Source organism: Bacillus sp. PS95 (assembly GCF_037963565.1).
Classification (GTDB): Bacteria; Bacillota; Bacilli; order Bacillales; family Bacillaceae; genus Bacillus; species Bacillus subtilis.
On the sequence record NZ_CP150160.1, the window covers coordinates 1197914 to 1220795 of the forward strand.

Genomic DNA, 22882 nt, shown 5'->3' on the forward strand with positions numbered 1-22882 from the left:
TATCGTGGAGCATTTTTTTATCAGAAAGAACATTACTTCCGCTGAGGACGGGATGACTGTAAAAGAATATGCCGGTGAAATGGGAATTTCGAAACGTCTGCTGACCGATATTAAGTTTGGCGGGGGAGACCTGCAGATTAACGGTGAGCATGTGACGGTCAAATACGTTTTGAAAGAGGGAGATCTTCTTATCGTGAAGTTTCCTGAGGAACAGGTGAGCGAGACGCTGCTGGCAGAGCCTGTTCCGCTCGATATCCTTTATGAGGATGAACATGTGCTTGTGATAAACAAGCAGCCGTATGTGTCATCAATCCCTTCGAGAGAGCACCCCTCCGGCAGCATTGCCAATGGAATTATTGATCATTATCAAACAACCGGAGTGAGGGCGACAGTACATCTTGTCACCCGGCTAGACCGGGATACATCAGGTGTCATGCTTGTTGCCAAGCATCGATTTGCCCACTCCATTTTATCGTCTGCGCAAAAAAACGGCCTTGTGAAGCGCCGGTATGCGGCAGTGGTTCACGGGCGGATGGCACAGATGGAGGGAACAGTCGATGCTCCGATTGGCAGACATCCTGACAGTATTATTGAACGGACGGTAACGCCAGACGGCCAGAAGGCTGTTACGCATTTTTACGTCACATGTGCAAATGACGACATGACCTCGGTGGCATTGCAGCTTGAGACTGGACGAACCCATCAAATTCGTGTTCATATGAGTTATCTCGGGCACCCGTTGTGCGGCGATACACTGTACGGCGGAACGAGACAGGAAATTGGCCGGCAGGCTCTGCACAGCGAGCATCTTTCATTTATCCATCCGCTGACACAGGAGAACATGACGTTTCATGCTCCACTGCCTCAGGATATGAGAAAACTGATAAAAGGAGAGAATCATTGATTCTCTCCTTTTTTATATGGGGCGAAATCTTGATTCGTCGTAAGGCAGGGAGCTTGGAACAGAGACGGTTTCTATTTCTGGAAAGCGAAAGCCTGTCAGTTGATTTCCGAACACGCAGCCTGTATCAATGTTGATGGTGCGATTGACCTTCCGAGGCTCTTTCACAGGTGTATGACCGTATACCACCCAAGCCTTTCCGTTATAGGCTGCCGCCCAATCACGCCTGACGGGTCTGCCGTCCGGATATGTTTCACCCGTCACGTCACCGTAAAGCACAAAGTCCTTCACTCTGCGGGTATATTTGCCGATATCGTCAGCTCTTATGCCAGCATGGGCGACAACTAATTCTCCATTATGTAAGATGTCGTAAAGCGGCGCTGTTTCGTACAGCTTCATAAACTGTTCGCTGACTGCTTTTCTCTCATCTTTGGAAAGTTCCTCAAGCTCTGCTGCTGTTGTTTCGAGACCATGCATCACTTTTACCGGATTTCCTTTTAAGTAACGATATAATTTATTGCAATGGTTTCCCGGGACATAACGTACAGCGCCTTTTTCGTAAGTGCCGGCTACAAATCGGATGACTTCTATCGATTTAGGCCCTCTGTCAGTTAAATCTCCGGCAAAAACAAGCACCCTGCCTTCTTCATGGACAGGTACTCCATTTTTGATTGTATAGCCAAGCTTTTGGATTAATGCAGTCATTTCGTCATAGCAGCCATGAATATCGCTGATGATATCGTAAGCCATGCGGTATCCTCCTTACCGATTGTTTTATTTATTATGAAGCAAAGTGTTGTGAGTCATCACAAGCTTTTATGTGCAAATTATAGAAGAAGAATCATTTTCTAAACAGGATTAAGACCTTATCACTTTATTTTTCATCATCACCCTTGTTAAAATCGCGTTATGTTTTTTAAAAATGAGGTTTTGTTCTCTGAGTGAGAACTGGCATAACCCTGACTTAAAAAGGAGGTTCTGATTATGGCGCATACATCTGTCGCATCTTTAGTTGTTGTACTTATCGTTGCATTTTTGACACCCATCCTTTTGCATCGGTTTAAACTCAGCATCCCGGTTGTTGTTGCTGAAATCATTATGGGGCTGATTATTGGGAAAAGCGGCCTTAATTTAGTTGTGGAGGGTGACACCTGGCTCCAAACACTCTCTATGCTCGGATTTATCTTTTTAATGTTTTTAAGCGGGCTTGAAATTGATTTTTCGTCGTTTGAGAAAGGAAAGAAAAAGCAGTTCCTGCCGAATGGCAAGGAAGCGCCGAATACGTTTGCTGCGGCATCTGTTATTTTCGTCGGTATTTTTATTTTATCATTGCTCTTGTCCTATGGGTTCGTCTTGGCCGGATTTATCCAAAATGCATTTTTGATGACCCTGATTATTTCAACGATTTCATTAGGCGTTGTCGTTCCAACATTAAAAGAAGAACGGATCATGAATTCGAATATCGGGCAGATTATTTTGCTTGTTGCTGTTATTGCTGATTTGGCCACGATGATTCTTCTTGCTGTTTTTTCTTCTTTATACGGAGAGGACAGCGGAAACATGTGGCTCCTGATGATCCTGTTTGCGGCCGGAGTGGTGCTTTACTTTTTCGGCCGGGTCTTCAAACATCGCTCTTTTGTTCAATCCATGTCAAAAGGGACGATCCAGATCGGGACGCGTGCCATTTTTACGTTAATTATTGTACTCGTTGCCCTGTCTGAATCACTTGGGGCGGAAAATATTCTCGGCGCTTTCTTAGCGGGGGTTCTCGTTTCCCTGCTTTCGCCAAACAAAGAACTTGTTCAGCAGCTGGATTCATTTGGTTATGGGTTCTTAATACCGATTTTCTTTGTGATGGTCGGTGTGAAGCTTGATATTTGGACTCTTTTTCAGGATAAAACAATTTTAATCATGATTCCGCTCCTGCTGCTGGCGCTGTTAGTCAGCAAAATCATTCCTGTCATGTACCTAAAGAAGTGGTATGATAACCGAACCATTTTCGCGTCTGGCTTCTTGCTGACATCAACGCTTTCGCTCGTGATTGCCGCTGCAACAATCGGGCAGCAGCTTCACGTGATCAGTGCAAATATGTCAGGAGCGCTCATTTTAGTAGCCGTCATTGCAAGTATTTTTACGCCGATCTGTTTTAAAAAATTATACAAACGGGAAGAGCAGCCGGAGGAGAAAAAGACGATTACGTTCATTGGCGCCAATCAAATGACTTTGCCTGTTACACTCGAATTGCCAGAGGAAGAGTATGACGTGCGTGTTGTACACGTCTACCAAGAGAATGCGGAGGAAAAGCTGTCAGAATCAGTGTTTGCTGTTGAAACAATTTCTGACTATGAACACGAGACGCTTGAATCACTCGGCATTTTTGAAACGGATATCCTCGTTGTGGCGACAGGAAATGAAGATATGAATGCAGACATTGCATTACTTGCAAAAGAAAAAGGCACAGAAAGAGTCATTGCAAGCGTAGGATCACCGGAGCATGAAGCAGCTCTGAAGGAGCAGGGAATCAGCATCTTTTCTATTCTGCTGTCGACAAAAACGCTGCTTCGCGCACTGATTGAAGCGCCTGGCGTCATGAAGCTGCTCACGAACCAAGAGTCTTCGCTGTATCAAATTAATATGGAGAACAGTAAATATGATGGTGTCATTTTACGGGAATTCCCTTTAACAGGTGACGTCATCTTTGTCAGGATCTTCAGAGGTGTGGACAGCATCGTTCCTCATGGGGATACAAGGCTGAAACTTGGAGACCGTTTAATTGTCACCGGATCTCGGGGGTACGTAACGGATCTTAAGAAAACATTGGAAGGATAAATCTTGACCAAATAAGGATTCGTGTTAATATAGAGGTGCAGAACAATTCAATATGTATTCGTTTAACCACTAGGGGTGTCCTTCATAAGGGCTGAGATAAAAGTGTGACTTTTAGACCCTCATAACTTGAACAGGTTCAGACCTGCGTAGGGAAGTGGAGCGGTATTTGTGTTATTTTACTATGCCAATTCCAAACCACTTTTCCTTGCGGGAAAGTGGTTTTTTTATTTTCAGAGGGGGAATGATTTGTGAAGTTTTCAGAAGAATGCCGCAGTTCAGCCGCAGAATGGTGGGAGGGGAGCTTTGTCCATCAGTTCGTTCAAGGAATCGGTGACGGAACGCTTCCGATTGACCGTTTTAAATACTACGTACTTCAGGATTCCTATTATTTAACGCATTTTGCAAAGGTGCAGTCATTTGGCGCAGCTTATGCGAAGGACCTTTTTACAACGGGGCGGATGGCAAGCCATGCCCAAGGTACATATGAGGCGGAAATGGCGCTTCATCGCGAGTTTGCCGAGCTGTTGGAAATCAGCGAGGAAGAGCGTAAGGCGTTTAAGCCGTCTCCTACAGCGTACTCTTATACATCCCATATGTACCGTTCGGTTTTGAGCGGGAATTTCGCAGAAATCTTAGCGGCCCTGCTGCCATGCTACTGGCTTTATTACGAGGTTGGTGAGAAATTGCTGCATTGCGATCCTGGGCATCCGATTTATCAAAAGTGGATTGGGACGTACGGCGGTGACTGGTTTAGACAACAGGTTGAGGAGCAAATCAACCGCTTTGATGAGCTGGCGGAAAACAGCACGGAGGAAGTGCGTGCCAAGATGAAAGAGAATTTTGTCATCTCCAGCTACTATGAATATCAATTTTGGGGAATGGCCTATCGAAAAGAAGGCTGGTCTGACAGCGCAATAAAAGAGGTGGAGGAATGTGGAGCTTCACGCCATAACGGATGACAGCAAGCCGGTAGAAGAGCTAGCGAGAATCATCATTACGATTCAGAATGAAGTTGATTTTATTCATATTCGGGAACGCTCAAAATCGGCGGCGGATATTTTGAAACTGCTCGAGCTTATTTTTGAAGGCGGTATAGATAAACGAAAACTGGTGATGAACGGGCGCGTGGATATTGCGCTTTTCTCTACTATTCACCGCGTGCAGCTGCCAAGCGGCAGCTTTTCACCGAAGCAGGTCAGAGCCAGATTTCCACACCTTCATATCGGGAGGTCGGTGCATTCACTGGAGGAAGCGGTTCAAGCAGAAAAGGAAGACGCGGACTACGTGCTGTTCGGCCATGTGTTTGAAACGGATTGCAAAAAGGGTCTTGAAGGCAGAGGAGTATCTTTGCTGTCAGATATCAAACAGCGGATTTCCATCCCGGTTATAGCCATCGGGGGGATGACGCCGGACAGGTTAAGAGACGTAAAACAAGCAGGGGCAGACGGCATTGCTGTTATGTCAGGAATTTTCTCTTCCGCTGAGCCTTTGGAAGCAGCCAGACGATATTCCCGTAAGCTAAAGGAGATGCGCTATGAAAAGGCATTATGAAGCAGTGGTGATTGGAGGCGGAATTATCGGTTCCGCGATTGCTTATCATTTGGCAAAGGAAATCAAAAGCACCGCATTGTTTGAAAGCGGAACAATGGGCGGCAGAACGACAAGTGCCGCTGCTGGAATGCTGGGCGCCCATGCCGAATGCGAGGAACGTGACGCGTTTTTTGATTTCGCTATGCACAGTCAGCGTCTGTACAAAGGTCTTGGAGAAGAGCTTTATGCATTATCCGGTGTGGATATCAGGCAGCATAACGGCGGTATGTTTAAGCTTGCATTTTCTGAAGAAGATGTGCTGCAGCTGAGACAGATGGACGATTTGGACTCTGTCAGCTGGTATTCAAAAGAAGAGGTGTTAGAAAAAGAGCCGTATGCGTCTGGTGACATCTTTGGTGCATCTTTTATTCAGGATGATGTGCATGTGGAGCCTTATTTTGTTTGCAAGGCATATGTGAAAGCAGCAAAAATGCTTGGGGCGGAGATTTTTGAGCATACGCCTGTCCTGCATGTCGAACGTGACGGTGAAGCCCTGTCCATCAAGACCCCTAGAGGAGACGTATGGGCTAATCATGTTGTCGTTGCCAGCGGAGTGTGGAGCGGGATGTTTTTTAAACGGCTCGGACTGAACAATGCTTTTCTCCCTGTAAAAGGGGAGTGCCTGTCCGTTTGGAATGATGATATCCCGCTGACAAAAACGCTTTACCATGATCACTGCTATATCGTACCGAGAAAAAGCGGCAAACTGGTTGTCGGCGCGACAATGAAGCCGGGAGACTGGAGTGAAACACCGGATCTTGGCGGATTGGAATCGGTTATGAAAAAAGCAAAAACGATGCTGCCGGCTATACAGAATATGAAGGTGGATCGTTTTTGGGCGGGACTCCGGCCGGGAACAAAGGATGGAAAACCGTACATCGGCAGACATCCTGAGGACAGCCGTATTTTATTTGCGGCGGGCCATTTCAGAAACGGGATCCTGCTTGCTCCCGCAACGGGCGCTTTGATCAGTGATCTCATCATGAATAAAGAGGTCAACCAAGACTGGCTGCACGCATTCCGAATTGATCGCAAGGAGGCGGTTCAGATATGATGCTACAGCTGAACGGTAAAGACGTGAAGTGGGAAAAAGACGCAGGTACAATTCAAGACCTGCTGGCGTCGTATCAGCTTGAAAATAAAATCGTTATCGTGGAAAGAAATAAAGAAATAATCGGGAAAGAACGCTATCACGAGGTTGAGCTTTGTGATCGTGATGTCATTGAAATTGTCCATTTTGTAGGAGGCGGATGAGCATGTTAACAATTGGCGGAAAATCATTTCAATCAAGATTGCTGCTGGGCACGGGGAAATACCCATCGTTTGACATTCAAAAGGAAGCAGTAGCTGTTTCTGAGTCTGATATTTTAACATTTGCTGTAAGGAGAATGAACATCTTTGAAGCATCTCAGCCGAATTTTTTGGAACAGCTTGATTTATCCAAATATACGCTTTTGCCGAATACAGCGGGCGCCAGCACTGCTGAAGAAGCGGTTCGGATTGCAAGGCTGGCGAAAGCGTCCGGCCTTTGTGACATGATTAAAGTTGAAGTCATCGGATGCAGCCGTTCCTTGCTGCCTGACCCTGTTGAGACATTAAAAGCGTCTGAACAGCTTCTTGAAGAAGGCTTTATTGTGCTCCCGTACACGTCGGATGACGTTGTGCTGGCGAGAAAGCTGGAAGAGCTCGGCGTTCATGCCATCATGCCGGGTGCATCTCCGATTGGATCAGGACAAGGAATCTTAAATCCTTTGAATCTGTCATTTATTATTGAACAGGCGAAAGTGCCGGTCATCGTGGATGCGGGAATCGGCTCGCCTAAAGATGCGGCATACGCAATGGAGCTTGGAGCGGATGGCGTACTGCTCAATACGGCTGTATCGGGCGCTGACGATCCTGTGAAAATGGCTCGTGCCATGAAGCTCGCAGTGGAAGCAGGGCGCCTTTCTTATGAGGCGGGCCGAATCCCGCTTAAGCAATACGGAACGGCAAGCAGTCCGGGAGAAGGTCTTCCTGTATGACAGGCAGGTATTCAAGGCAGGAGCTGTTTGCTCCGATCGGCCCATCCGGCCAGAAAAAATTGAAAGAAGCGCGCGCCGTGATTATCGGCGCCGGCGCGCTCGGAACAGCCAGTGCAGAAATGCTGGTGAGAGCGGGAGTCGGCTCTGTGAAAATTGCCGACAGAGATTATGTTGAATGGAGCAACCTCCAGCGCCAACAGCTTTATACAGAAGATGATGTCAAAAAAGAAATGCCGAAAGCAGCCGCTGCGGAGCGCCGTCTCCGTTCGATTAACAGCGATGTTGATGTGACCGGCCTTGTCATGGATGTGACAGCAGAAAATATTTTCGAGCTGATTAGGGATGCATCAATTATAGTGGATGCGGCTGATAATTTTGAAACCCGCCTGATCGTAAATGATGCTGCGGTAAAGGAAGGGATTCCTTTTCTTTACGGTGCCTGTGTAGGGAGCTACGGCCTCACCTTTACCGTGGTGCCGGGATCTACCCCTTGCCTGCATTGCTTGCTCGATACACTTCCGATTGGCGGAGCAACGTGTGACACAGCTGGCATCATCAGTCCGGCTGTTTTGCAGGTAGCAGTCTTTCAGGTAACAGATGCACTGAAGCTGCTGACGGGAGAGGAGTGCGAGCCGGTGCTGCGCTCCTTTGATTTGTGGAAAAATGAGCGGTCAGAAGTGAGAGCGGCCAGTCTCAAACATGACGCATGCCCAAGCTGCGGCACAAAGGATTTTCCGTTTTTGTCATATGAAAATCAAACAAAAGCGGCTGTATTGTGCGGCAGGAACACGGTGCAGATCAGATCATCTATTACGAAAGAAGCGGATCTTGAAGCGCTTGCCGGTCAGCTGAGGCAGGCCGGGCTTGAAGTAGCTGCGAACCCGTATTTAATTTCCTGCCGCTCGGATGATATGAAAATGGTGCTGTTCCGGGACGGCAGAGCTTTGATCCATGGAACAAATGATATTGCCCGGGCAAAATCCATTTATCATAAATGGATCGGGTAATAAAAGGAGTGTAGTGTAATGAGTATATATAAAGCATTGACAATCGCCGGATCAGATTCAGGCGGCGGCGCAGGGATACAGGCTGATATTAAAACCTTTCAAGAGCTTGATGTATTCGGAATGTCTGCGATTACAGCGGTAACCGCTCAAAATACGCTTGGCGTTCATGGGGTGCATCCGCTGACTGTAGAGGCGTTGAGACAGCAAATTGACGCTGTTGCTGAGGATTTGAGACCGGATGCAGTCAAAACGGGAATGCTCTGGAATGCCGACATGATTGAAGAAGTGGCAAGAAAAATTGACGAGCACGGATTCAATCGTGTAATTGTTGATCCGGTTATGATCGCAAAGGGCGGGGCATCCTTGCTGCGTGATGAGTCAGTTGCCACCTTAAAGGAGTTGCTCATTCCAAGAAGCTACGCGATTACGCCGAATGTCCCGGAAGCAGAAACGCTGACAGGAATGACAATCAGCTCGCTGGATGACCGGAAAAAAGCAGCCGAGCAGCTCGTCAAGATGGGTGCGCAGCATGTCATTATCAAAGGCGGGCACCAGCCTGAAGACAATCACATTACTGACCTTCTTTTTGATGGCAGCATGTTTATGCAAATCACCCATCCTTATATCAATACGAAGCATACGCATGGCACAGGCTGCACCTTTGCTGCGGCTTTAACGGCCCAAACGGCTAAAGGAGACAGCATCCATCAGGCATTTGAGATTGCGGCCAACTTTGTCCGCGAAGCGGTGGAAAATACGCTCGGCATCGGATCGGGACACGGGCCGACAAACCATTTCGCTTTTAAACGAAACAGCTTAAATACAAGCCGATGAGATCACCAGCTGATGGTGATCTCTTTTGCGTTTGCTACGGTATGCGCTTTTCATCTGGACAAGGTTATGATATGATAGAAATTAAGATCAGGTACTAATACTATGTCTTTATTAAATATAGGAGGCTTTATACATATGAATTTTTCACTTGAAGGCCGCAACATTGTTGTGATGGGGGTAGCCAACAAACGCAGCATCGCCTGGGGCATTGCGCGTTCTTTACATGAAGCGGGTGCACGTTTGATTTTCACATACGCTGGTGAACGCCTGGAGAAATCCGTTCACGAGCTTGCCGGAACATTAGACCGCAACGACTCCATCATCCTTCCTTGCGATGTTACAAACGACGCAGAAATCGAAACTTGCTTCGCAAGCATTAAGGAGCAGGTCGGTGTAATCCACGGTATCGCGCATTGTATCGCGTTTGCCAACAAAGAAGAGCTTGTGGGCGAATACTTAAACACAAATCGTGACGGCTTCCTTTTGGCTCATAACATCAGCTCATATTCTCTGACTGCTGTTGTCAAAGCGGCACGTCCGATGATGACTGAAGGCGGAAGCATTGTCACTTTGACGTACCTTGGCGGAGAGCTTGTGATGCCAAACTACAACGTTATGGGTGTAGCAAAAGCTTCTCTTGATGCAAGTGTGAAATATTTAGCTGCTGACTTAGGAAAAGAAAATATCCGCGTCAACAGCATTTCTGCCGGCCCGATCAGAACATTATCTGCTAAAGGCATCAGCGATTTCAACTCTATCTTAAAAGACATCGAAGAGCGTGCACCGCTTCGCCGCACGACAACACCTGAAGAAGTGGGCGATACAGCTGCGTTCTTGTTCAGCGATATGTCCCGCGGGATTACAGGTGAAAATCTTCACGTTGATTCAGGTTTCCATATCACTGCCCGCTAAGCAGGATCTATTTCAAGCAATCCCGAATAGGGATTGCTTTTTTATTTCTTCTGATTTTCAGCTTTCTGTCATATAGATAGAATATGACACAATCGGAGGGATGAAGATGTCTAATAAGAAAAGAAACGCGGATAAAAAACCGCTCATGTATATTGTTCAGCCGGATTATGCAGAAACTACAAGGTCATCCATGCAGGAGATTGTCATCAAAAGAAAGGCCGACAAACCCGCTCCGCCAAAAGCTGAGGAAAAGCCGGCTTACCATGAGAAGCAGCAGGAGGAAGCTGTGGCACAGGATGTCCTGCAAGAAGACCAAAAGCCTGCAGCCGAACCAGTGAGTCAGCAAATACAAGAGGTGAGAGAGCCAGAGAACATAAAAAGCCAAGAGGAACAGAAAGCAGAGCCGCAGGCCGTAGAAGAAACCGTCGAACACGAGCCCCCGAAAGCAGAAAAAAAGGAAGAGCCTGCACTTGAGGCCCGGAAGCCTGAGAAAGAACCGGAAGCTGTCCATAGTGCTGATAAAGCGGAGGAAAAAGCACCGCCGGCACGAAAAGTGAAAAAACCGATGAGCAAGATGACGATCCACGAAAAAATTGATTTTTTAACAAAGCTGCCTCATAACATGCCGAGAGCGCTTTGTTTGATTGAAGCCAATGGAAGAACGTACAGGGGCGTGATTGTCGGAAGAAGAAATGATTCCGTCCTGCTTCGAACAACCGGAAACGGAGCCCCAACCGAACTGGCAATTGATGATATTACCTCTTTGCACCCGCTCGGTTTTTAACGAAAAAGAAAAAAGCTGCCCGGCTGATGTTGCCGGACAGCTTTTTTACATAGAGAAAAGCCTGCAGGCCTGCAAGCTTTTCCAGCTTATGATTAATGATGATGTGTACGATTGATTAATCGAGGATTTAAGCAGTTGATTGCGCAGAAGCAGTCTAAGTCAACTTCAATACAGTAGTTCGTTTTTTCGAGTCGGAACACTTCACACACCGTATCTTTATCGGTGAAGTCCAAAATGTGTTTGTGTTCGTCAAATGCGATTAATAATGACAGTGTTGCGCAGCTTCCATGCACTCTTTCGACCCTGAAAAATACTGTATTAAAGCAAGGGCCGTTATCGAGTTCGCCGACATTTCCGAAGGCGACTAATGGCGTTGATTTTGATGTAAATATTGCAAAAGGCACTGTGTCGCCTAACGAATGGCTTACAGATAAAAGCTTAGAGTGGCAGCCGGTCGGGCAGTCTTCTTCAACAGCGTTTTGCAGATCTTCAATATTTTCTACAGCTTCACGCACGCAGCTTGATGTTTTCTGGCTCATATTATCCCTCCTGCCTTATAAATTTGAGACTGGCGAAATGATGGAGAGTCAGCTGCCTCACGCTGGAAGCAGCTGAATGATTTGCACCTGTAATAGAGTTTGGAAGGGGATTCCTCTTTACAAGTGTTTATCCATTGTGATGATGCTTTTTATCTTTATGAGGCGATGTTCTGTCAACTAGCTCTGGTGACAGGCACTGAATCGCACAGAAGCATCCGAGATCCACTTCTATGCAGAAATCTGTTTTTTCTAGCCCGAAGAAATCCGGGTCACAAGGGTGGCAAACACTTAAGGTATCGCCTTTAACATCGACAGGGCGTAAAATAGACAGTGTTGCACAGCAATCACATAATTTTTCAACGCGGAAGAAAATGGATTCAAAGCATTGCATATCATCCACAAATCCCCCCACGTTTCCGAATGTGGAGAACAATCCGCCTTTTTTATCAAACAAGAGAAACGGAATTGTGTCTTTACCTGCAATTGTCGGATTCAAAAGGTTTGTATAGCAGCCAGTCGGACACTGTTCCTCAACTGCCTCCTGCTCTGCTAAAATCTTTTCCACTGCATCGCATACACAGTTCTCATGCCGGCCATGGGTTTTTCCGCAGCTCATTGATTTCAGCTCCTTCTTTATAGGGTATTTGACTTTAGTCCTTAACAACATATGTACCCGTGCCCCACTTGGTGTGGGTGAACGTCTATATATTCATCATATGCTTGGAAAATAAGAAAAAGCAGAGCGTTTTTAGCTCTGCTTTTAGGTTCTAGAGGACAAGAGTGATGACTAGGACAGCGATCAGAACGTTTGTAGCTGTAGAGACAAGGGTTGCGATATCGGCATCTACTGTTGTGACGTTTACGCCGCGGGAGCATTCGATAAGAAGTTTCTGGCGGTTTACTTGCTTGTTAGCTGTAAGCTGCAATAAATCTTGTGCGACTAATTCAGCAATAACGCCATCTGCAATGGAGGTGAGAGCTACTGTCAAGACAGCTGCATTAAGCGCTGTTACAATAGATGTTACGGCTTGAACGTCTGTAGATGAAACGTTGATGTCACAAGAGTCTCTAATAATAATTGTCTCATCTGAGACTTGTTTATTGAGATTTGCCTGAGCTAGATCTTGGTCGATAAAGGCGTTGTTGTCATTGCCAAACCCATTGTTATTGCAGCAAATATCGCAATTGCATTTTCTTTCTTCTTTTTCTTTCTCTTTGTGCTCTAACGGATGGTCACAGTCAGGATCAAGTGCAACCCAAGAGTATGGTCTGCTTTCCATATCTATTCCTCCTTTTCTTTTACTGTTATTAAATGAGCGAGCCTCTTACTTTGACTGAGGCATTTATCTTGATGATGTGCCCTATTTTTTATGATTAATTTGAATTGTTATTGTTTTGCCGTCTTTGTCTGAGCTGTTCAATGAGCTGCTCTCTGCGGCTAAGCGGTTTATCGCTCTTTTGCTCTTGTACGGCTTCTTCTTCTTTTTTCTTCTTGTGTTTTTCAGCTAGCTCCGCTGATTTCGCTTGCAGGTCTTTTACCATATTCAAAAGCATTTCTTTTTCTTCATCTGATACTTTTTTCATTTTGTCTTTTGTGATGCCGTGTTTTACAAATATGTTTTGGACCAGCATTTTCATCATTGGATCAACTTCTGGGAGCTTTTCAAGCTCTTCTTTGATTTTATCGTTATCTGACATTTGTTCTCACCTCAACTTTTAGTTTGTGAAAAGAAAGGGTTAAAGGATGTCGAATTCAAGGAGCATACTGTTTAACACCTGAAGCAAGATTTGTACAAAGGTTATTATTTCGTCTGCAGACAAAGTAATCTTGATGTTTCGGCTGTTGATAATTTTAATGATGGTTCTTTTTTTGATTTGAGAGTTATCAAGAATGAGTATTTCGCTTGCTACTGTGTCGGCCAAGTCCTCGTCGGCAATAACGAGCTGTGTCAACAGGATAATCAATGTTGTAACCAAGGCTTGTATAGAAAGGGCAGCTGTTATATGTGACGTATCTATTGTGATATTTTCGCAATCAATCACTTCGATCTGCTGCTCGAATTCGCTTGATAATTGCTCAAATATGTCAGGATGCAGGGATTCAATTTTTGTTTCAAATGACATAACCTTCACTCCTTTCTTATCCATACTCTATATAATGCAAATGGGGTGCCGAGCGGAATAATAAAAATAACCAATTTTCTGCCGGACAAGATACAATTCATGAAGAATAGGGTTTTCGCATATATGTGAAGGGATCATGATTGGCAAAGGAGTGAACGAGTGGTTATAAATGGGCTGACAATTGTTCTTCTATCGCTTGCGGTCTTTCGGCTCGCCCGCCTGCTGGTGTTTGACACGATTATGGCGCCGCTTCGCAGTCTGTTTCATGAAGAGAAGGAAGAAAAGGATGCGGACGGGAACATTGAAACCTATATCGTGATTAAGGGAACCGGTGTCAGGGCGTTTATTGGTGAATTGCTGAGCTGCTATTGGTGCACAGGCGTGTGGTGCGCCGGCTTTTTGATTTTATGCCAGGCGTTGATCCCGCAAGCGGCGCAGTGGCTGATTTTACTTTTGGCGATCGCCGGCCTTGCCGGCATCATAGAAACGCTCGTATCAAAATGGCTGCAAGAATGAGGCGTTACCACCAGCAACTTTTCACTAGCATCAGCATAAAGTAGCATATATGACATAAGGAAAGGAAGGGGACAAAAATGAGCCAACATCATAAACCTTCCCAAAAATCTCCATATACAGATTCATCGTATCAATCAAAAAAGATAAAAAAGAAAGGCTGCGGGTGCGGAAATAAAAAGAAAAAGCCTCAATAGCCTGGCAAAGAAACCGGAGAACTCCGGTTTTTTGTTTTTTTAACGGGGCGGCCTCGCTCAGCATATATCATAAGCGGGGGGATAAAAGTGAATGAGTTTGAAAAATGGATAGAAGGAAGATATGAACCACACGAACAAAAGCAAAAAGAGTATGAAGACACGATGGGCCGTATCAGAAAAGACTTGGATGCATTTGATAAAGCCGGTCTGGAATTTGAAGATGAGATTGAAGAGCTGGCTGAAAAAACGGAGGCCTTACTTAAGAAACATCAAGCTCAATATGATCAATCATAAATCCGCAAACGCCCTATGCGAATATCCAAGCCGATCCAAGCAGCTCACATAGTGTATAGAGAGTAAAGGAGGTGCTTATCTATGGGCTTTGGATACGGATTCGGCGGCGGCTACGGCGGCTGTTATGGCGGTTATGCTGGCGGTTACGGCGGCGGCTATGGTTCAACATTTGTTTTGTTGGTCGTATTATTCATTCTCCTCATCATCGTAGGTGCATCTTTCTTTTAAGATGTATTGAGGAAGTACGGGTTATAACCCGTGCTTCCTTGCCTTGTGTTTATTTTTAAAAATGTTGGAAAAGCACATTGTATTATGTGCATTCATACAATACCGTATTACTCCGCCAAAAGGAGGCGCATTATGGATAATCAATTTTTTAAGAACATCGAAAAGAAAACAGGTGTGAAGATGCAGGATGTAATGAATCTTGCCGGATCACTCCAAAACGCTAATTTTAAAGATGAAAATACAGTGCGCAGTGTGATTAACCGCGTAGCTCAGATGGCAAACAGACGCGTGCCAAAAGAATTAGAAGATAAAATTGTGGAATCTATTACAAGCGGAAAAGAAAAGCTTGATTTTGGCACGATTTCTAAAATGATGGATAATAAATAAGTGGATGGCCTGGCTGACTCACTGCAGCGGGCCTTTTTTTACAGTAAAAACCCGGCAGTAATCTGCCGGGCTGTTAATGATGCAAGGGCTGTCTTGCTTTTTGTAGAAGGGGATACAAAAATCTTGAGCGGTTGGCTGTTTTGCCGCGCCTGTTAGCGGGGCAAGACAAATATAAATGCTGTTTCGCCCGGGTCATGGCTACATATAAAAGACGTCTTTCCTCCTCAAGAGCGGCCTCGTCTCCTTTTCTTGCCGTTTCTAATGAGAAATCGTGCGGAATCGAGCCGTCTACAGTGCCTAACACGTAGACTGTTTTGAATTCAAGGCCTTTTGACCGGTGAATGGTCATCAGCTGAACGCCATGTTCATCCGTTCTGTTTTTCTCAGCGGCCCTCATATGGTCTACGTGGGCAAGAAAGTCAGGAATCGTTTTGAACTTCTTGGCGACAACCTTGATGTCACGCAAGTCATCAGAGCCTTTTTCCAGCTTGTTGCCCTCATTGCCCCGCTTTTTTAAATATTCGGAGAAGCCCATTTTTCCTTCTGCAAAGGTGATGGCTTCTACGGGTTTCATTGTGCGGAGGCTTGCAAAAAACGGTACGATTTTCTTGATTTTGTTCAGCTGGAATGGCTTCAGATCAGGCAATTTGGCCAGCGCTTTGATCATGGTACAGTCCTCTGTAATCGAGAGCGCCTTCAGCGTATTCAAAGCGGACTGTTTTAAAAACAAGGCGGGAAGCAAGTGTTTAATCGCTTCGGTGTCATCCTCATTTTGGCTGGCATACAAGTAGGCGAGAATCTGGCGGACGATCCGTCTGCTGTAAAACGATTGGACGCCGCGGTCAGCTGTATACGGAATTGACGATTGATGAAGCCTTTCATATATAGCACGGCCTCCGCTGTTTGTGCGGTAAAGAACCGCAAAGTCTTCTGGACTGGCTCCATTTTGAATTTTTTCTTTGATATCGGAAACGACCATTGTGGCTTCTTCCTCTTCATCATAAGGATAAAACAGCACAGGGACCTGAATGTCATCGCGGGCCGCTTCAAGCGTTTTGGCATATCTGTTTTTGTTCTTTTTCACAACGATATCAGCACTAGAGACGATCGGGTGCGTAGACCTGTAGTTCGCAGTTAAATAGATCGTCTTCGCTCCCGGATAATCCTTTTGAAAATCAAGAATGAAAGACGGATTGCTTCCGCGAAACGCGTAGATGGACTGGTCATCGTCTCCGACACAGCACAGGTTTTGCTCCGGACTGGCGAGCATTTGCATGATTTTGTATTGAACCGGATTAATGTCCTGAAACTCATCAATTAAGATATACGTAAACCGAGATTGATATTGTTCCAGAAGGTCAGGCCGCTCGATAAACAATTCATAGCAGGCTGAAGCCATGTCATCAAAATCAAATTGGCTGTGTTCTTTTTTCTGACGTTCATAATGTTCATATAAACGATAAACTTGTTTTTCCCACTCATCTTTTAGAGGGATGCGTTCATTTGGGACATAAGTGTTTTTCCAAAAACCGATCTGCTGCAGAGCTTGGTCAACTGGGAATTCTTTCTCATCGATGCCTTCTTCATAGAGTGCTTTTTTGATATATTGTTCCCGCTGCCACTCCATTTTCAGCAGATGCTCACCGTTCCATTTAGCAGAATTAGAGTGATACAAGATCTTATAAAACAGACTGTGGAATGTTCCTGTCACAAGTCTTCTGACTTTTGCCGGCTGTAATCCGTACTGGTTGGCCATACGCTCTTTCATTTCAGCGACAGCTTTTGTTGTAAAGGTGACAAGCAGCATATTTTCAGGCGGTATGCCTAAGTGTTCGATCATGTGGGCGGCACGGGCTGTCAGCACCCGTGTTTTTCCGCTCCCCGCACCTGCAAGCACGAGCAGCGGGCCCTCTGTTTCCGTGACAGCTTTCAGCTGATCCGTGTTTAAACCGACAGACGGAAAAAGGCTCGTATCGGGTTCTATTGTTTTTGGCACAAATGGTGTTCCTGGTTTAATCCTTCTAGGACGGTGCCATTCTGTAACAGCTGGGGACGGGTCAGCGGCGATCGCTTTTCCCTTGGGTAAACGAATGACACCAGATTCCTGATCATCTTCTTTTTTCCCCTCTTTAGAGGGCTTCGGTTCGCACGCCTCCTCACATGCCGGAAAATCGCCTGGCTGGCGATGGATAAACTCTGGCGGATCGGCGATGTTAAGCCGTAACAAAACGGGCTTTCCGCAATGAGAACAAAATAAATGTCCTTTTATTCCCTCTTCAAAGAGGAATTGATAATGTTCTCTCGAATATGTATGTAAATGTATGATTCTATCATTCAGTCGGGCGCATTTCAAAAAGGGGTCCTCCCAATCAAAAGGTGTTCATTACAGACAATGACTATCATATCAAAAGAAATGTGTTTCAAAAAGTAAGTTTAAGGGAAAAGAGACAGCAGAGGGGTGGGTATTGTATGATATATGCAGGTCAAATTCAGAACCAGCAATACGCTCAATATGCTAATAGAACGGCTGGACATAAGCAGGATTATGCCGGAACCGAAAAAATCAGCTATGTCCCGTTTCAGCGGGTATACAAAGAACTGGAAAAGCAGCAGGAGAATCAAACGGCCGCTGAAAGAAAGGTAAACGAGATGAAACGTAAGCGCTCTCTTTATAAGAGATTGCGAGAAAAAGGAATGGGCACATATATTAATCGATATGTATAAAAAACCGTTCATACGAGAGAACGGTTTTTTATATGCGGAAAAAATCCGGATCTCAAAAAGATCCGGATGCGTTCAGTCCTTCATCATTTGTAAGTGGGGGATGCCGGCATCGAGGAATTCTTTTTCAGAAAGCACGCGATACCCGTGTTTCTTGTAAAACGGCACAGCCTGTGTTTGCGCGTTTAAAATGAAACCGGAAGCGCCTCCGTCTGCCGCGGCTTTTTCGAGCGCTTTCATAATGATGCCGCCGACACCGGCTGAACGGTGGCTTTTCAGTACGCAAATCCGCTCTAACTTGCCGTAGCCGTCCTTCATACGCCATCTTCCGGCACCGACAGGCTTTTCACCGTCATACACGACGATATGCTCTGACTCATTTTCAAGTTCGTCAATTTCTTCTTCAGCAGGCACGTTTTGTTCTTTGACAAAGACTTCTTCTCTTACATAGAATGCATCTTTCAGTTGTTCTTCATTTTTTGCGATAACTGCTTTCAAACATTATTCTCCTCTGCCTAGCAAGAAGGTTTCATATACTGTCCACGATCCGTTTTCCAACTGGTAAAGCAAGTGGAAACGGTCAACGATTTCTTCATGCGACACTTCCTGCATTTTTAATTGTCCCAGCACATCTGAATGCTCATCGTCGGAAAGATTTTGGCCGACCGTCACATGCGGAACGAAATTATATTCCTGTTCTCCTGCCAACACACCGGTGTATAGCTTTTCATTGAGTGTTTTTAACTCTTCCGTCGGTTCTGCTTTGATGTAAATGACATTATTGACAGGCGCAAATGAGCTGTATTTTGTCATTTTGAGAACGAGTGGGTGGGACTCTTTTGCGATGTTTCTTAAATGTGATACGAGCTGATCCGCTTTCTCCTCCGCGCATTCAAAGGATGCTCTCAGCGTCAAATGAGGCGGGATTAGAGAGTAGCTTGGGTCATAGCGCTTTCTGTAAGAGTTTGCAAGGTCTTGGAGCTTTTTTGATGGAAATAAAACGATTCCGTATTTCATATTATGTCCCTCCTGGAAATAAAGTATGATAGAGTGTTAAAGCATTTTTTTCAGCGCCGGGGTGATGAGCGGCTGCCAGTATGTCCATTTGTGGTCTCCGTCAAATGGCTCGAAATCATAATCGGAAAGCTTTTTCTCCAGCAGCTGTTTCAGCTCCCGGTTCGGTTCTGTAAAGTCCAGAATGTTCCCGTCTGTCGTGTGGACGTCAGTTTCTTTTGTTCCGATTTGGTGATAAATAGAGAGGTGTTTGATATCGTCTGACTGTTTTACGGCTTCTAGTACGTGTTTGTCAACATAGGGAGACTGCATGATGATGTTGCCAAACATATTCGGATAATCAAGTGCTGTCATAAGTGACACGGTTGCTCCGAGCGAATCACCGATCAGCGTTCGGCCGTAACCGATCTGATAGGTTGGATACTCATCATCTGCAAAAGGAACGAGCTCATGGGCGATGAACCGTTTATAAGCCGAAAATTTTGAACCCTCCGGATGATAGGTGTTTCTGCGCTCTTTTACATCCTTATAAGGAACACCGATAATAATGCTCCGGTCTATTTCGCGTTTCGACAGCAATTCCTCAACCTGTCTGCCGATTCTCCCCAGCCTGAAATAATCGTGGCCGTCCTGCGCGATAATGACATGGTATTTATAAAGCGGGGAGTAGTTGGACGGCAGATAAACAAGCAAGGTCATTTCCTCGTTAAGCTCTTTTGAAAAGAATTTCTTTTCTTGCACTGTGCCGTTTTTCGGTGCCATAAAAACATTCCTCCAGGACATCACTATACTTTCTTGCATTTTCAATTATTGTACCATGAATTATTAGAAATTTCTCTCTTTAAACGGTTCGGCACACGAAGAAAAAAGTGTTGAAATAAACTGTGAATTGCGCTAATATAAAACAATCAGAAAATTGAAATCGATATTTCTTATCGTGAGAGGTGGAGGGACTGGCCCTTAGAAACCTCAGCAACCGGCTTGTTTTGCATGTGCAAAGCGCCAAGGTGCTAAATCCAGCAAGCGTTTTTTATGCTTGGAAGATAAGAAGAAGCGTTAAACCCCTTCTTCTTATGAAGAAGGGGTTTTTATTTTGAAAAGGGAAGGTGTCAGCTATATGTCACAGCACGTTGAAACGAAATTAGCTCAAATTGGGAACCGTAGCGATGAAGTCACGGGAACAGTGAGTGCTCCTATCTATTTATCAACAGCATACCGCCACAGAGGGATCGGAGAATCTACCGGATTTGATTATGTCCGCACAAAAAATCCGACACGCCAGCTTGTTGAGGACGCGATCGCTAACTTAGAAAACGGCGCGAGAGGGCTTGCCTTTAGTTCGGGAATGGCTGCTATCCAAACGATTATGGCGCTGTTTAAAAGCGGAGATGAACTGATCGTTTCATCGGACCTATATGGCGGCACGTACCGTTTATTTGAAAATGAATGGAAAAAATACGGATTGACTTTTCATTATGATGATTTCAGCGATGAGGACTGTTTACGCTCTAAGATTACGCCGAATACAAAAGCGGTGTTTGTGGAAACGCCGACAAACCCCCTCATGCAGGAGGCGGACATTGAACATATTGCCCGGATGACAAAGGAGCACGGTCTTCTGCTGATCGTAGATAATACATTTTATACACCGGTCTTGCAGAGGCCGCTAGAGCTGGGAGCTGACATTGTCATTCACAGCGCGACCAAGTATTTAGGCGGGCATAACGATCTGCTTGCTGGACTTGTCGTGGTGAAGGATGAGCAGCTCGGAGAGGAAATGTTTCAGCATCAAAATGCGATCGGCGCCGTCCTGCCGCCATTTGATTCGTGGCTTCTGATGAGAGGAATGAAGACGCTGAGCCTCAGAATGCGTCAGCATCAGGCAAACGCGCAGGAGCTTGCGGCGTTTTTAGAAGAGCAGGAAGAAATTTCGGATGTGCTGTATCCCGGAAAAGGCGGCATGCTGTCCTTCCGTCTGCAAAAAGAAGAATGGGTCAATCCGTTTTTAAAAGCACTGAAGACCATTTGTTTTGCAGAAAGCCTCGGCGGGGTGGAAAGCTTTATTACATACCCTGCGACCCAGACGCACATGGATATTCCTGAAGAGATCCGCATCGCAAACGGGGTGTGCAATCGGTTGCTGCGCTTTTCTGTCGGTATTGAACATGCGGAAGATTTAAAAGAGGATCTAAAACAGGCATTATGTCAGGTCAAAGAGGGAGCTGTTTCATTTGAGTAAACACAATTGGACGCTGGAAACCCAGCTCGTGCACAATCCATTTAAAACAGACGGCGGAACCGGGGCGGTCAGTGTACCGATTCAGCACGCCTCGACTTTTCACCAATCTTCATTTGAAGAGTTCGGGGCATATGATTACAGCCGCTCTGGCACGCCGACAAGAACAGCTCTCGAAGAAACAATTGCCGCATTGGAAGGCGGAACAAGAGGATTTGCTTTCAGTTCAGGCATGGCTGCTATCTCAACAGCATTTTTACTGCTGTCACAGGGTGATCACGTTCTTGTGACCGAAGATGTATACGGCGGAACCTTCCGTATGGTGACAGAGGTGCTGACCCGGTTTGGCATTGAGCATACGTTTGTGGACATGACGGATCGTAATGAAGTGGCGCGGAGCATCAAGCCGAACACAAAGGTCATTTATATGGAGACGCCATCAAATCCGACACTTGGGATTACAGATATTAAAGCGATTGTTCAGCTTGCAAAAGAAAACGGCTGTCTGACCTTTCTGGACAATACATTCATGACACCGGCACTGCAGCGTCCGCTTGATCTCGGCGTGGATATTGTACTTCACAGCGCGACAAAATTCTTAAGCGGACACAGCGATGTGCTCTCAGGTTTAGCTGCTGTCAAAGATGAAGAGCTTGGGAAGCAGCTGTATAAGCTGCAAAACGCGTTCGGCGCCGTCCTTGGCGTGCAAGATTGCTGGCTCGTGCTGCGCGGCTTAAAAACGTTGCAGGTCCGTTTAGAAAAAGCGAGCCAAACAGCGCAGCGGCTTGCGGAATTTTTCCAGAAGCACCCGGCGGTCAAGCGCGTGTATTATCCGGGACTGGCTGATCATCCCGGCGCTGAAACCCATAAAAGCCAGTCAACGGGAGCGGGCGCCGTGCTATCTTTTGAGCTTGAAAGCAAAGAGGCCGTTAAGAAGTTAGTCGAGAATGTGTCACTTCCAGTCTTCGCTGTCAGCCTTGGCGCCGTGGAATCGATTTTGTCCTATCCGGCAACGATGTCTCACGCGGCAATGCCTAAGGAAGAGCGTGAAAAACGCGGTATCACTGATGGCCTGCTCCGTCTGAGTGTGGGCGTCGAACATGCAGACGATTTAGAACACGATTTCGAACAAGCGCTGAAAGAAATTGCTCCAGTTGCGGTTCGTTAAAAAAGAAGCCGGGGATGGCCCGGCTTCTTTTATTATTGTTCGTCATCAGGATTCAGAATCGCGAGGACTTGATGATCCTCCCAAACGCCATTAATTTTTACATTTTTTCGGGCGATGCCTTCTTTATGAAATCCCGCTTTTTCTAAAACACGCATGGACCCGAGATTACGGGGCATCACACCGGCTTCAATCCGATGCAGTTTCAATTCGTGGAACGCATAATCAACAACCAATCTGACTGCCTCTGTCATAATGCCCTTTCCATTATGGGCTTTGTCTAAAAAATACCCGATGAACGCAGTTTGCAGCGCGCCACGGATGATTTGAAAGAGCGAAACCGTCCCGATTAATCTATCGTCTGACGCTGTAAAGATGCCAAAATGATATTCTTCATCTTTCTCAAGTCTTTCCTGATACTCGGTTATTCGTTTTCTTTGCCCCTCAACCGTATAGTAATCGTCTGCGCGTATCATAGAAAACTGTTCGAAAAAATCCCGATTTTCGCTTTGCAGCCGCAAATTTTCTTCGGCATCCTTTCCTTCTAAAGGTCTAACATAAATGGTTTTTCCTTTTAACATACAGT

The 22882-nt window shown here is 45.7% G+C and carries 29 protein-coding genes and 2 riboswitches; of the genes, 18 read left to right on the forward strand and 11 right to left on the reverse strand.

What is annotated here, in order from left to right; genetic code table 11:
• The first annotated feature begins 4 nt into the window (after positions 1–4).
• Positions 5–904, forward strand: coding sequence for an RluA family pseudouridine synthase (locus NSQ12_RS06240; RefSeq protein WP_033883581.1), 900 nt, complete (start codon positions 5–7; stop codon positions 902–904).
• A gap of 12 nt (positions 905–916) precedes the next feature.
• Here the strand turns inward: NSQ12_RS06240 and prpE are convergent, their stop codons facing one another.
• Positions 917–1651, reverse strand: coding sequence for a bis(5'-nucleosyl)-tetraphosphatase PrpE (gene prpE / locus NSQ12_RS06245; RefSeq protein WP_033883580.1), 735 nt, complete (start codon positions 1649–1651; stop codon positions 917–919).
• 234 nt (positions 1652–1885) lie between these two features.
• Here prpE and NSQ12_RS06250 point away from each other — a divergent pair, with 234 nt between their 5' ends.
• The 10 genes from NSQ12_RS06250 to cotO all read left to right on the forward strand — a co-directional run bounded on the left by NSQ12_RS06250 (position 1886) and on the right by cotO (position 10878).
• The gene (locus tag NSQ12_RS06250; RefSeq protein WP_015715673.1) at positions 1886–3730 is read left to right on the forward strand and encodes a monovalent cation:proton antiporter family protein; all 1845 of its coding nucleotides are present in this window, start codon (positions 1886–1888) and stop codon (positions 3728–3730) included.
• 61 nt (positions 3731–3791) lie between these two features.
• A riboswitch (TPP riboswitch) is annotated at positions 3792–3900 on the forward strand.
• Between the two features lie 78 nt (positions 3901–3978).
• On the forward strand, positions 3979–4689 hold the full coding sequence (tenA, locus tag NSQ12_RS06255) for a thiaminase II (RefSeq protein ID WP_129138143.1): 711 nt from the start codon (positions 3979–3981) through the stop codon (positions 4687–4689).
• Complete coding sequence (gene tenI, locus NSQ12_RS06260) at positions 4664–5281, forward strand: thiazole tautomerase TenI (protein WP_015715674.1); 618 nt, start codon at positions 4664–4666, stop codon at positions 5279–5281. Before tenA ends, tenI begins: the two co-directional genes overlap by 26 nt.
• Positions 5265–6374 (forward strand): glycine oxidase ThiO, encoded by a 1110-nt coding sequence (gene thiO, locus NSQ12_RS06265; RefSeq protein WP_033883577.1) that lies wholly within the window; start codon positions 5265–5267, stop codon positions 6372–6374. Before tenI ends, thiO begins: the two co-directional genes overlap by 17 nt.
• A complete protein-coding gene (gene thiS / locus NSQ12_RS06270; RefSeq protein ID WP_015252345.1) occupies positions 6374–6574 on the forward strand; it encodes a sulfur carrier protein ThiS in 201 nt (66 codons plus the stop codon). The genes thiO and thiS overlap by 1 nt, the downstream gene beginning before the upstream one ends.
• Positions 6571–7341 (forward strand): thiazole synthase, encoded by a 771-nt coding sequence (thiG, locus tag NSQ12_RS06275; protein ID WP_010886483.1) that lies wholly within the window; start codon positions 6571–6573, stop codon positions 7339–7341. Before thiS ends, thiG begins: the two co-directional genes overlap by 4 nt.
• Positions 7338–8348, forward strand: coding sequence for a thiazole biosynthesis adenylyltransferase ThiF (gene thiF / locus NSQ12_RS06280; protein ID WP_033883575.1), 1011 nt, complete (start codon positions 7338–7340; stop codon positions 8346–8348). Before thiG ends, thiF begins: the two co-directional genes overlap by 4 nt.
• Positions 8349–8366: 18 nt before the next feature.
• The gene (gene thiD / locus NSQ12_RS06285; RefSeq protein ID WP_015252343.1) at positions 8367–9182 is read left to right on the forward strand and encodes a bifunctional hydroxymethylpyrimidine kinase/phosphomethylpyrimidine kinase; all 816 of its coding nucleotides are present in this window, start codon (positions 8367–8369) and stop codon (positions 9180–9182) included.
• Between the two features lie 135 nt (positions 9183–9317).
• On the forward strand, positions 9318–10094 hold the full coding sequence (gene fabI, locus NSQ12_RS06290) for an enoyl-ACP reductase FabI (protein WP_003232896.1): 777 nt from the start codon (positions 9318–9320) through the stop codon (positions 10092–10094).
• 100 nt (positions 10095–10194) lie between these two features.
• Positions 10195–10878, forward strand: coding sequence for a spore coat protein CotO (gene cotO, locus NSQ12_RS06295; RefSeq protein WP_080265338.1), 684 nt, complete (start codon positions 10195–10197; stop codon positions 10876–10878).
• Between the two features lie 92 nt (positions 10879–10970).
• Here the strand turns inward: cotO and cotZ are convergent, their stop codons facing one another.
• From cotZ to NSQ12_RS06320, 5 genes are all read right to left on the reverse strand, one after another.
• Entirely contained in the window at positions 10971–11417 is a 447-nt protein-coding gene (gene cotZ / locus NSQ12_RS06300; RefSeq protein WP_003244982.1) for a spore coat protein CotZ, read from the reverse strand.
• Positions 11418–11544: 127 nt separating this feature from the next.
• Positions 11545–12033, reverse strand: a complete 489-nt coding sequence (gene cotY, locus NSQ12_RS06305; RefSeq protein WP_014479465.1) for a spore coat protein CotY — start codon at positions 12031–12033, stop codon at positions 11545–11547.
• A 151-nt stretch (positions 12034–12184) separates the two neighbouring features.
• Positions 12185–12697 (reverse strand): spore coat protein CotX, encoded by a 513-nt coding sequence (gene cotX / locus NSQ12_RS06310; RefSeq protein ID WP_015252341.1) that lies wholly within the window; start codon positions 12695–12697, stop codon positions 12185–12187.
• Positions 12698–12791: 94 nt separating this feature from the next.
• The gene (locus tag NSQ12_RS06315; protein WP_015252340.1) at positions 12792–13115 is read right to left on the reverse strand and encodes a hypothetical protein; all 324 of its coding nucleotides are present in this window, start codon (positions 13113–13115) and stop codon (positions 12792–12794) included.
• 39 nt (positions 13116–13154) lie between these two features.
• Complete coding sequence (locus tag NSQ12_RS06320; RefSeq protein ID WP_029726269.1) at positions 13155–13541, reverse strand: spore coat protein; 387 nt, start codon at positions 13539–13541, stop codon at positions 13155–13157.
• A gap of 159 nt (positions 13542–13700) precedes the next feature.
• Between NSQ12_RS06320 and yjcA the strand changes: the two genes are divergently transcribed.
• From yjcA to spoVIF, 4 genes are all read left to right on the forward strand, one after another.
• Positions 13701–14057: a sporulation protein YjcA gene (gene yjcA / locus NSQ12_RS06325; protein WP_014476457.1), complete on the forward strand. Its 357-nt coding sequence runs from the start codon at positions 13701–13703 to the stop codon at positions 14055–14057.
• Positions 14058–14338: 281 nt separating this feature from the next.
• Positions 14339–14545, forward strand: coding sequence for a hypothetical protein (locus NSQ12_RS06330; RefSeq protein WP_017695696.1), 207 nt, complete (start codon positions 14339–14341; stop codon positions 14543–14545).
• Between the two features lie 81 nt (positions 14546–14626).
• Complete coding sequence (gene yjcZ, locus NSQ12_RS06335; RefSeq protein WP_015252337.1) at positions 14627–14773, forward strand: sporulation protein YjcZ; 147 nt, start codon at positions 14627–14629, stop codon at positions 14771–14773.
• Between the two features lie 132 nt (positions 14774–14905).
• The gene (spoVIF, locus tag NSQ12_RS06340; protein ID WP_003232870.1) at positions 14906–15160 is read left to right on the forward strand and encodes a sporulation-specific transcription regulator SopVIF; all 255 of its coding nucleotides are present in this window, start codon (positions 14906–14908) and stop codon (positions 15158–15160) included.
• 73 nt (positions 15161–15233) lie between these two features.
• Here spoVIF and NSQ12_RS06345 read toward each other — a convergent pair whose 3' ends face one another.
• A complete protein-coding gene (locus NSQ12_RS06345; RefSeq protein WP_339176202.1) occupies positions 15234–17513 on the reverse strand; it encodes an ATP-dependent helicase in 2280 nt (759 codons plus the stop codon).
• A 116-nt stretch (positions 17514–17629) separates the two neighbouring features.
• On the opposite strand from NSQ12_RS06345, the gene NSQ12_RS06350 reads away from it, so the two are divergent.
• On the forward strand, positions 17630–17884 hold the full coding sequence (locus tag NSQ12_RS06350) for a hypothetical protein (protein WP_042977867.1): 255 nt from the start codon (positions 17630–17632) through the stop codon (positions 17882–17884).
• A gap of 72 nt (positions 17885–17956) precedes the next feature.
• Here NSQ12_RS06350 and NSQ12_RS06355 read toward each other — a convergent pair whose 3' ends face one another.
• Genes NSQ12_RS06355 through NSQ12_RS06365 form a run of 3 tightly spaced genes read right to left on the reverse strand, consistent with a single transcriptional unit; the run spans position 17957 to position 19657 of the window.
• Positions 17957–18379, reverse strand: coding sequence for a GNAT family N-acetyltransferase (locus NSQ12_RS06355; protein ID WP_003245407.1), 423 nt, complete (start codon positions 18377–18379; stop codon positions 17957–17959).
• Between the two features lie 3 nt (positions 18380–18382).
• Positions 18383–18898, reverse strand: a complete 516-nt coding sequence (locus NSQ12_RS06360; protein WP_003232861.1) for a YjcG family protein — start codon at positions 18896–18898, stop codon at positions 18383–18385.
• Positions 18899–18934: 36 nt separating this feature from the next.
• Positions 18935–19657: an esterase family protein gene (locus NSQ12_RS06365; RefSeq protein ID WP_003245358.1), complete on the reverse strand. Its 723-nt coding sequence runs from the start codon at positions 19655–19657 to the stop codon at positions 18935–18937.
• Positions 19658–19824: 167 nt separating this feature from the next.
• Positions 19825–19945: riboswitch (SAM riboswitch) on the forward strand.
• Positions 19946–20012: 67 nt separating this feature from the next.
• On the opposite strand from NSQ12_RS06365, the gene metI reads away from it, so the two are divergent.
• Positions 20013–21134 (forward strand): cystathionine gamma-synthase/O-acetylhomoserine thiolyase, encoded by a 1122-nt coding sequence (gene metI, locus NSQ12_RS06370; protein ID WP_015715681.1) that lies wholly within the window; start codon positions 20013–20015, stop codon positions 21132–21134.
• The gene (gene metC, locus NSQ12_RS06375; RefSeq protein ID WP_014479474.1) at positions 21127–22299 is read left to right on the forward strand and encodes a cystathionine beta-lyase; all 1173 of its coding nucleotides are present in this window, start codon (positions 21127–21129) and stop codon (positions 22297–22299) included. Before metI ends, metC begins: the two co-directional genes overlap by 8 nt.
• A gap of 32 nt (positions 22300–22331) precedes the next feature.
• Here the strand turns inward: metC and NSQ12_RS06380 are convergent, their stop codons facing one another.
• Entirely contained in the window at positions 22332–22877 is a 546-nt protein-coding gene (locus tag NSQ12_RS06380; protein WP_015252328.1) for a GNAT family protein, read from the reverse strand.
• Between the last annotated feature and the right edge of the window lie 5 nt (positions 22878–22882).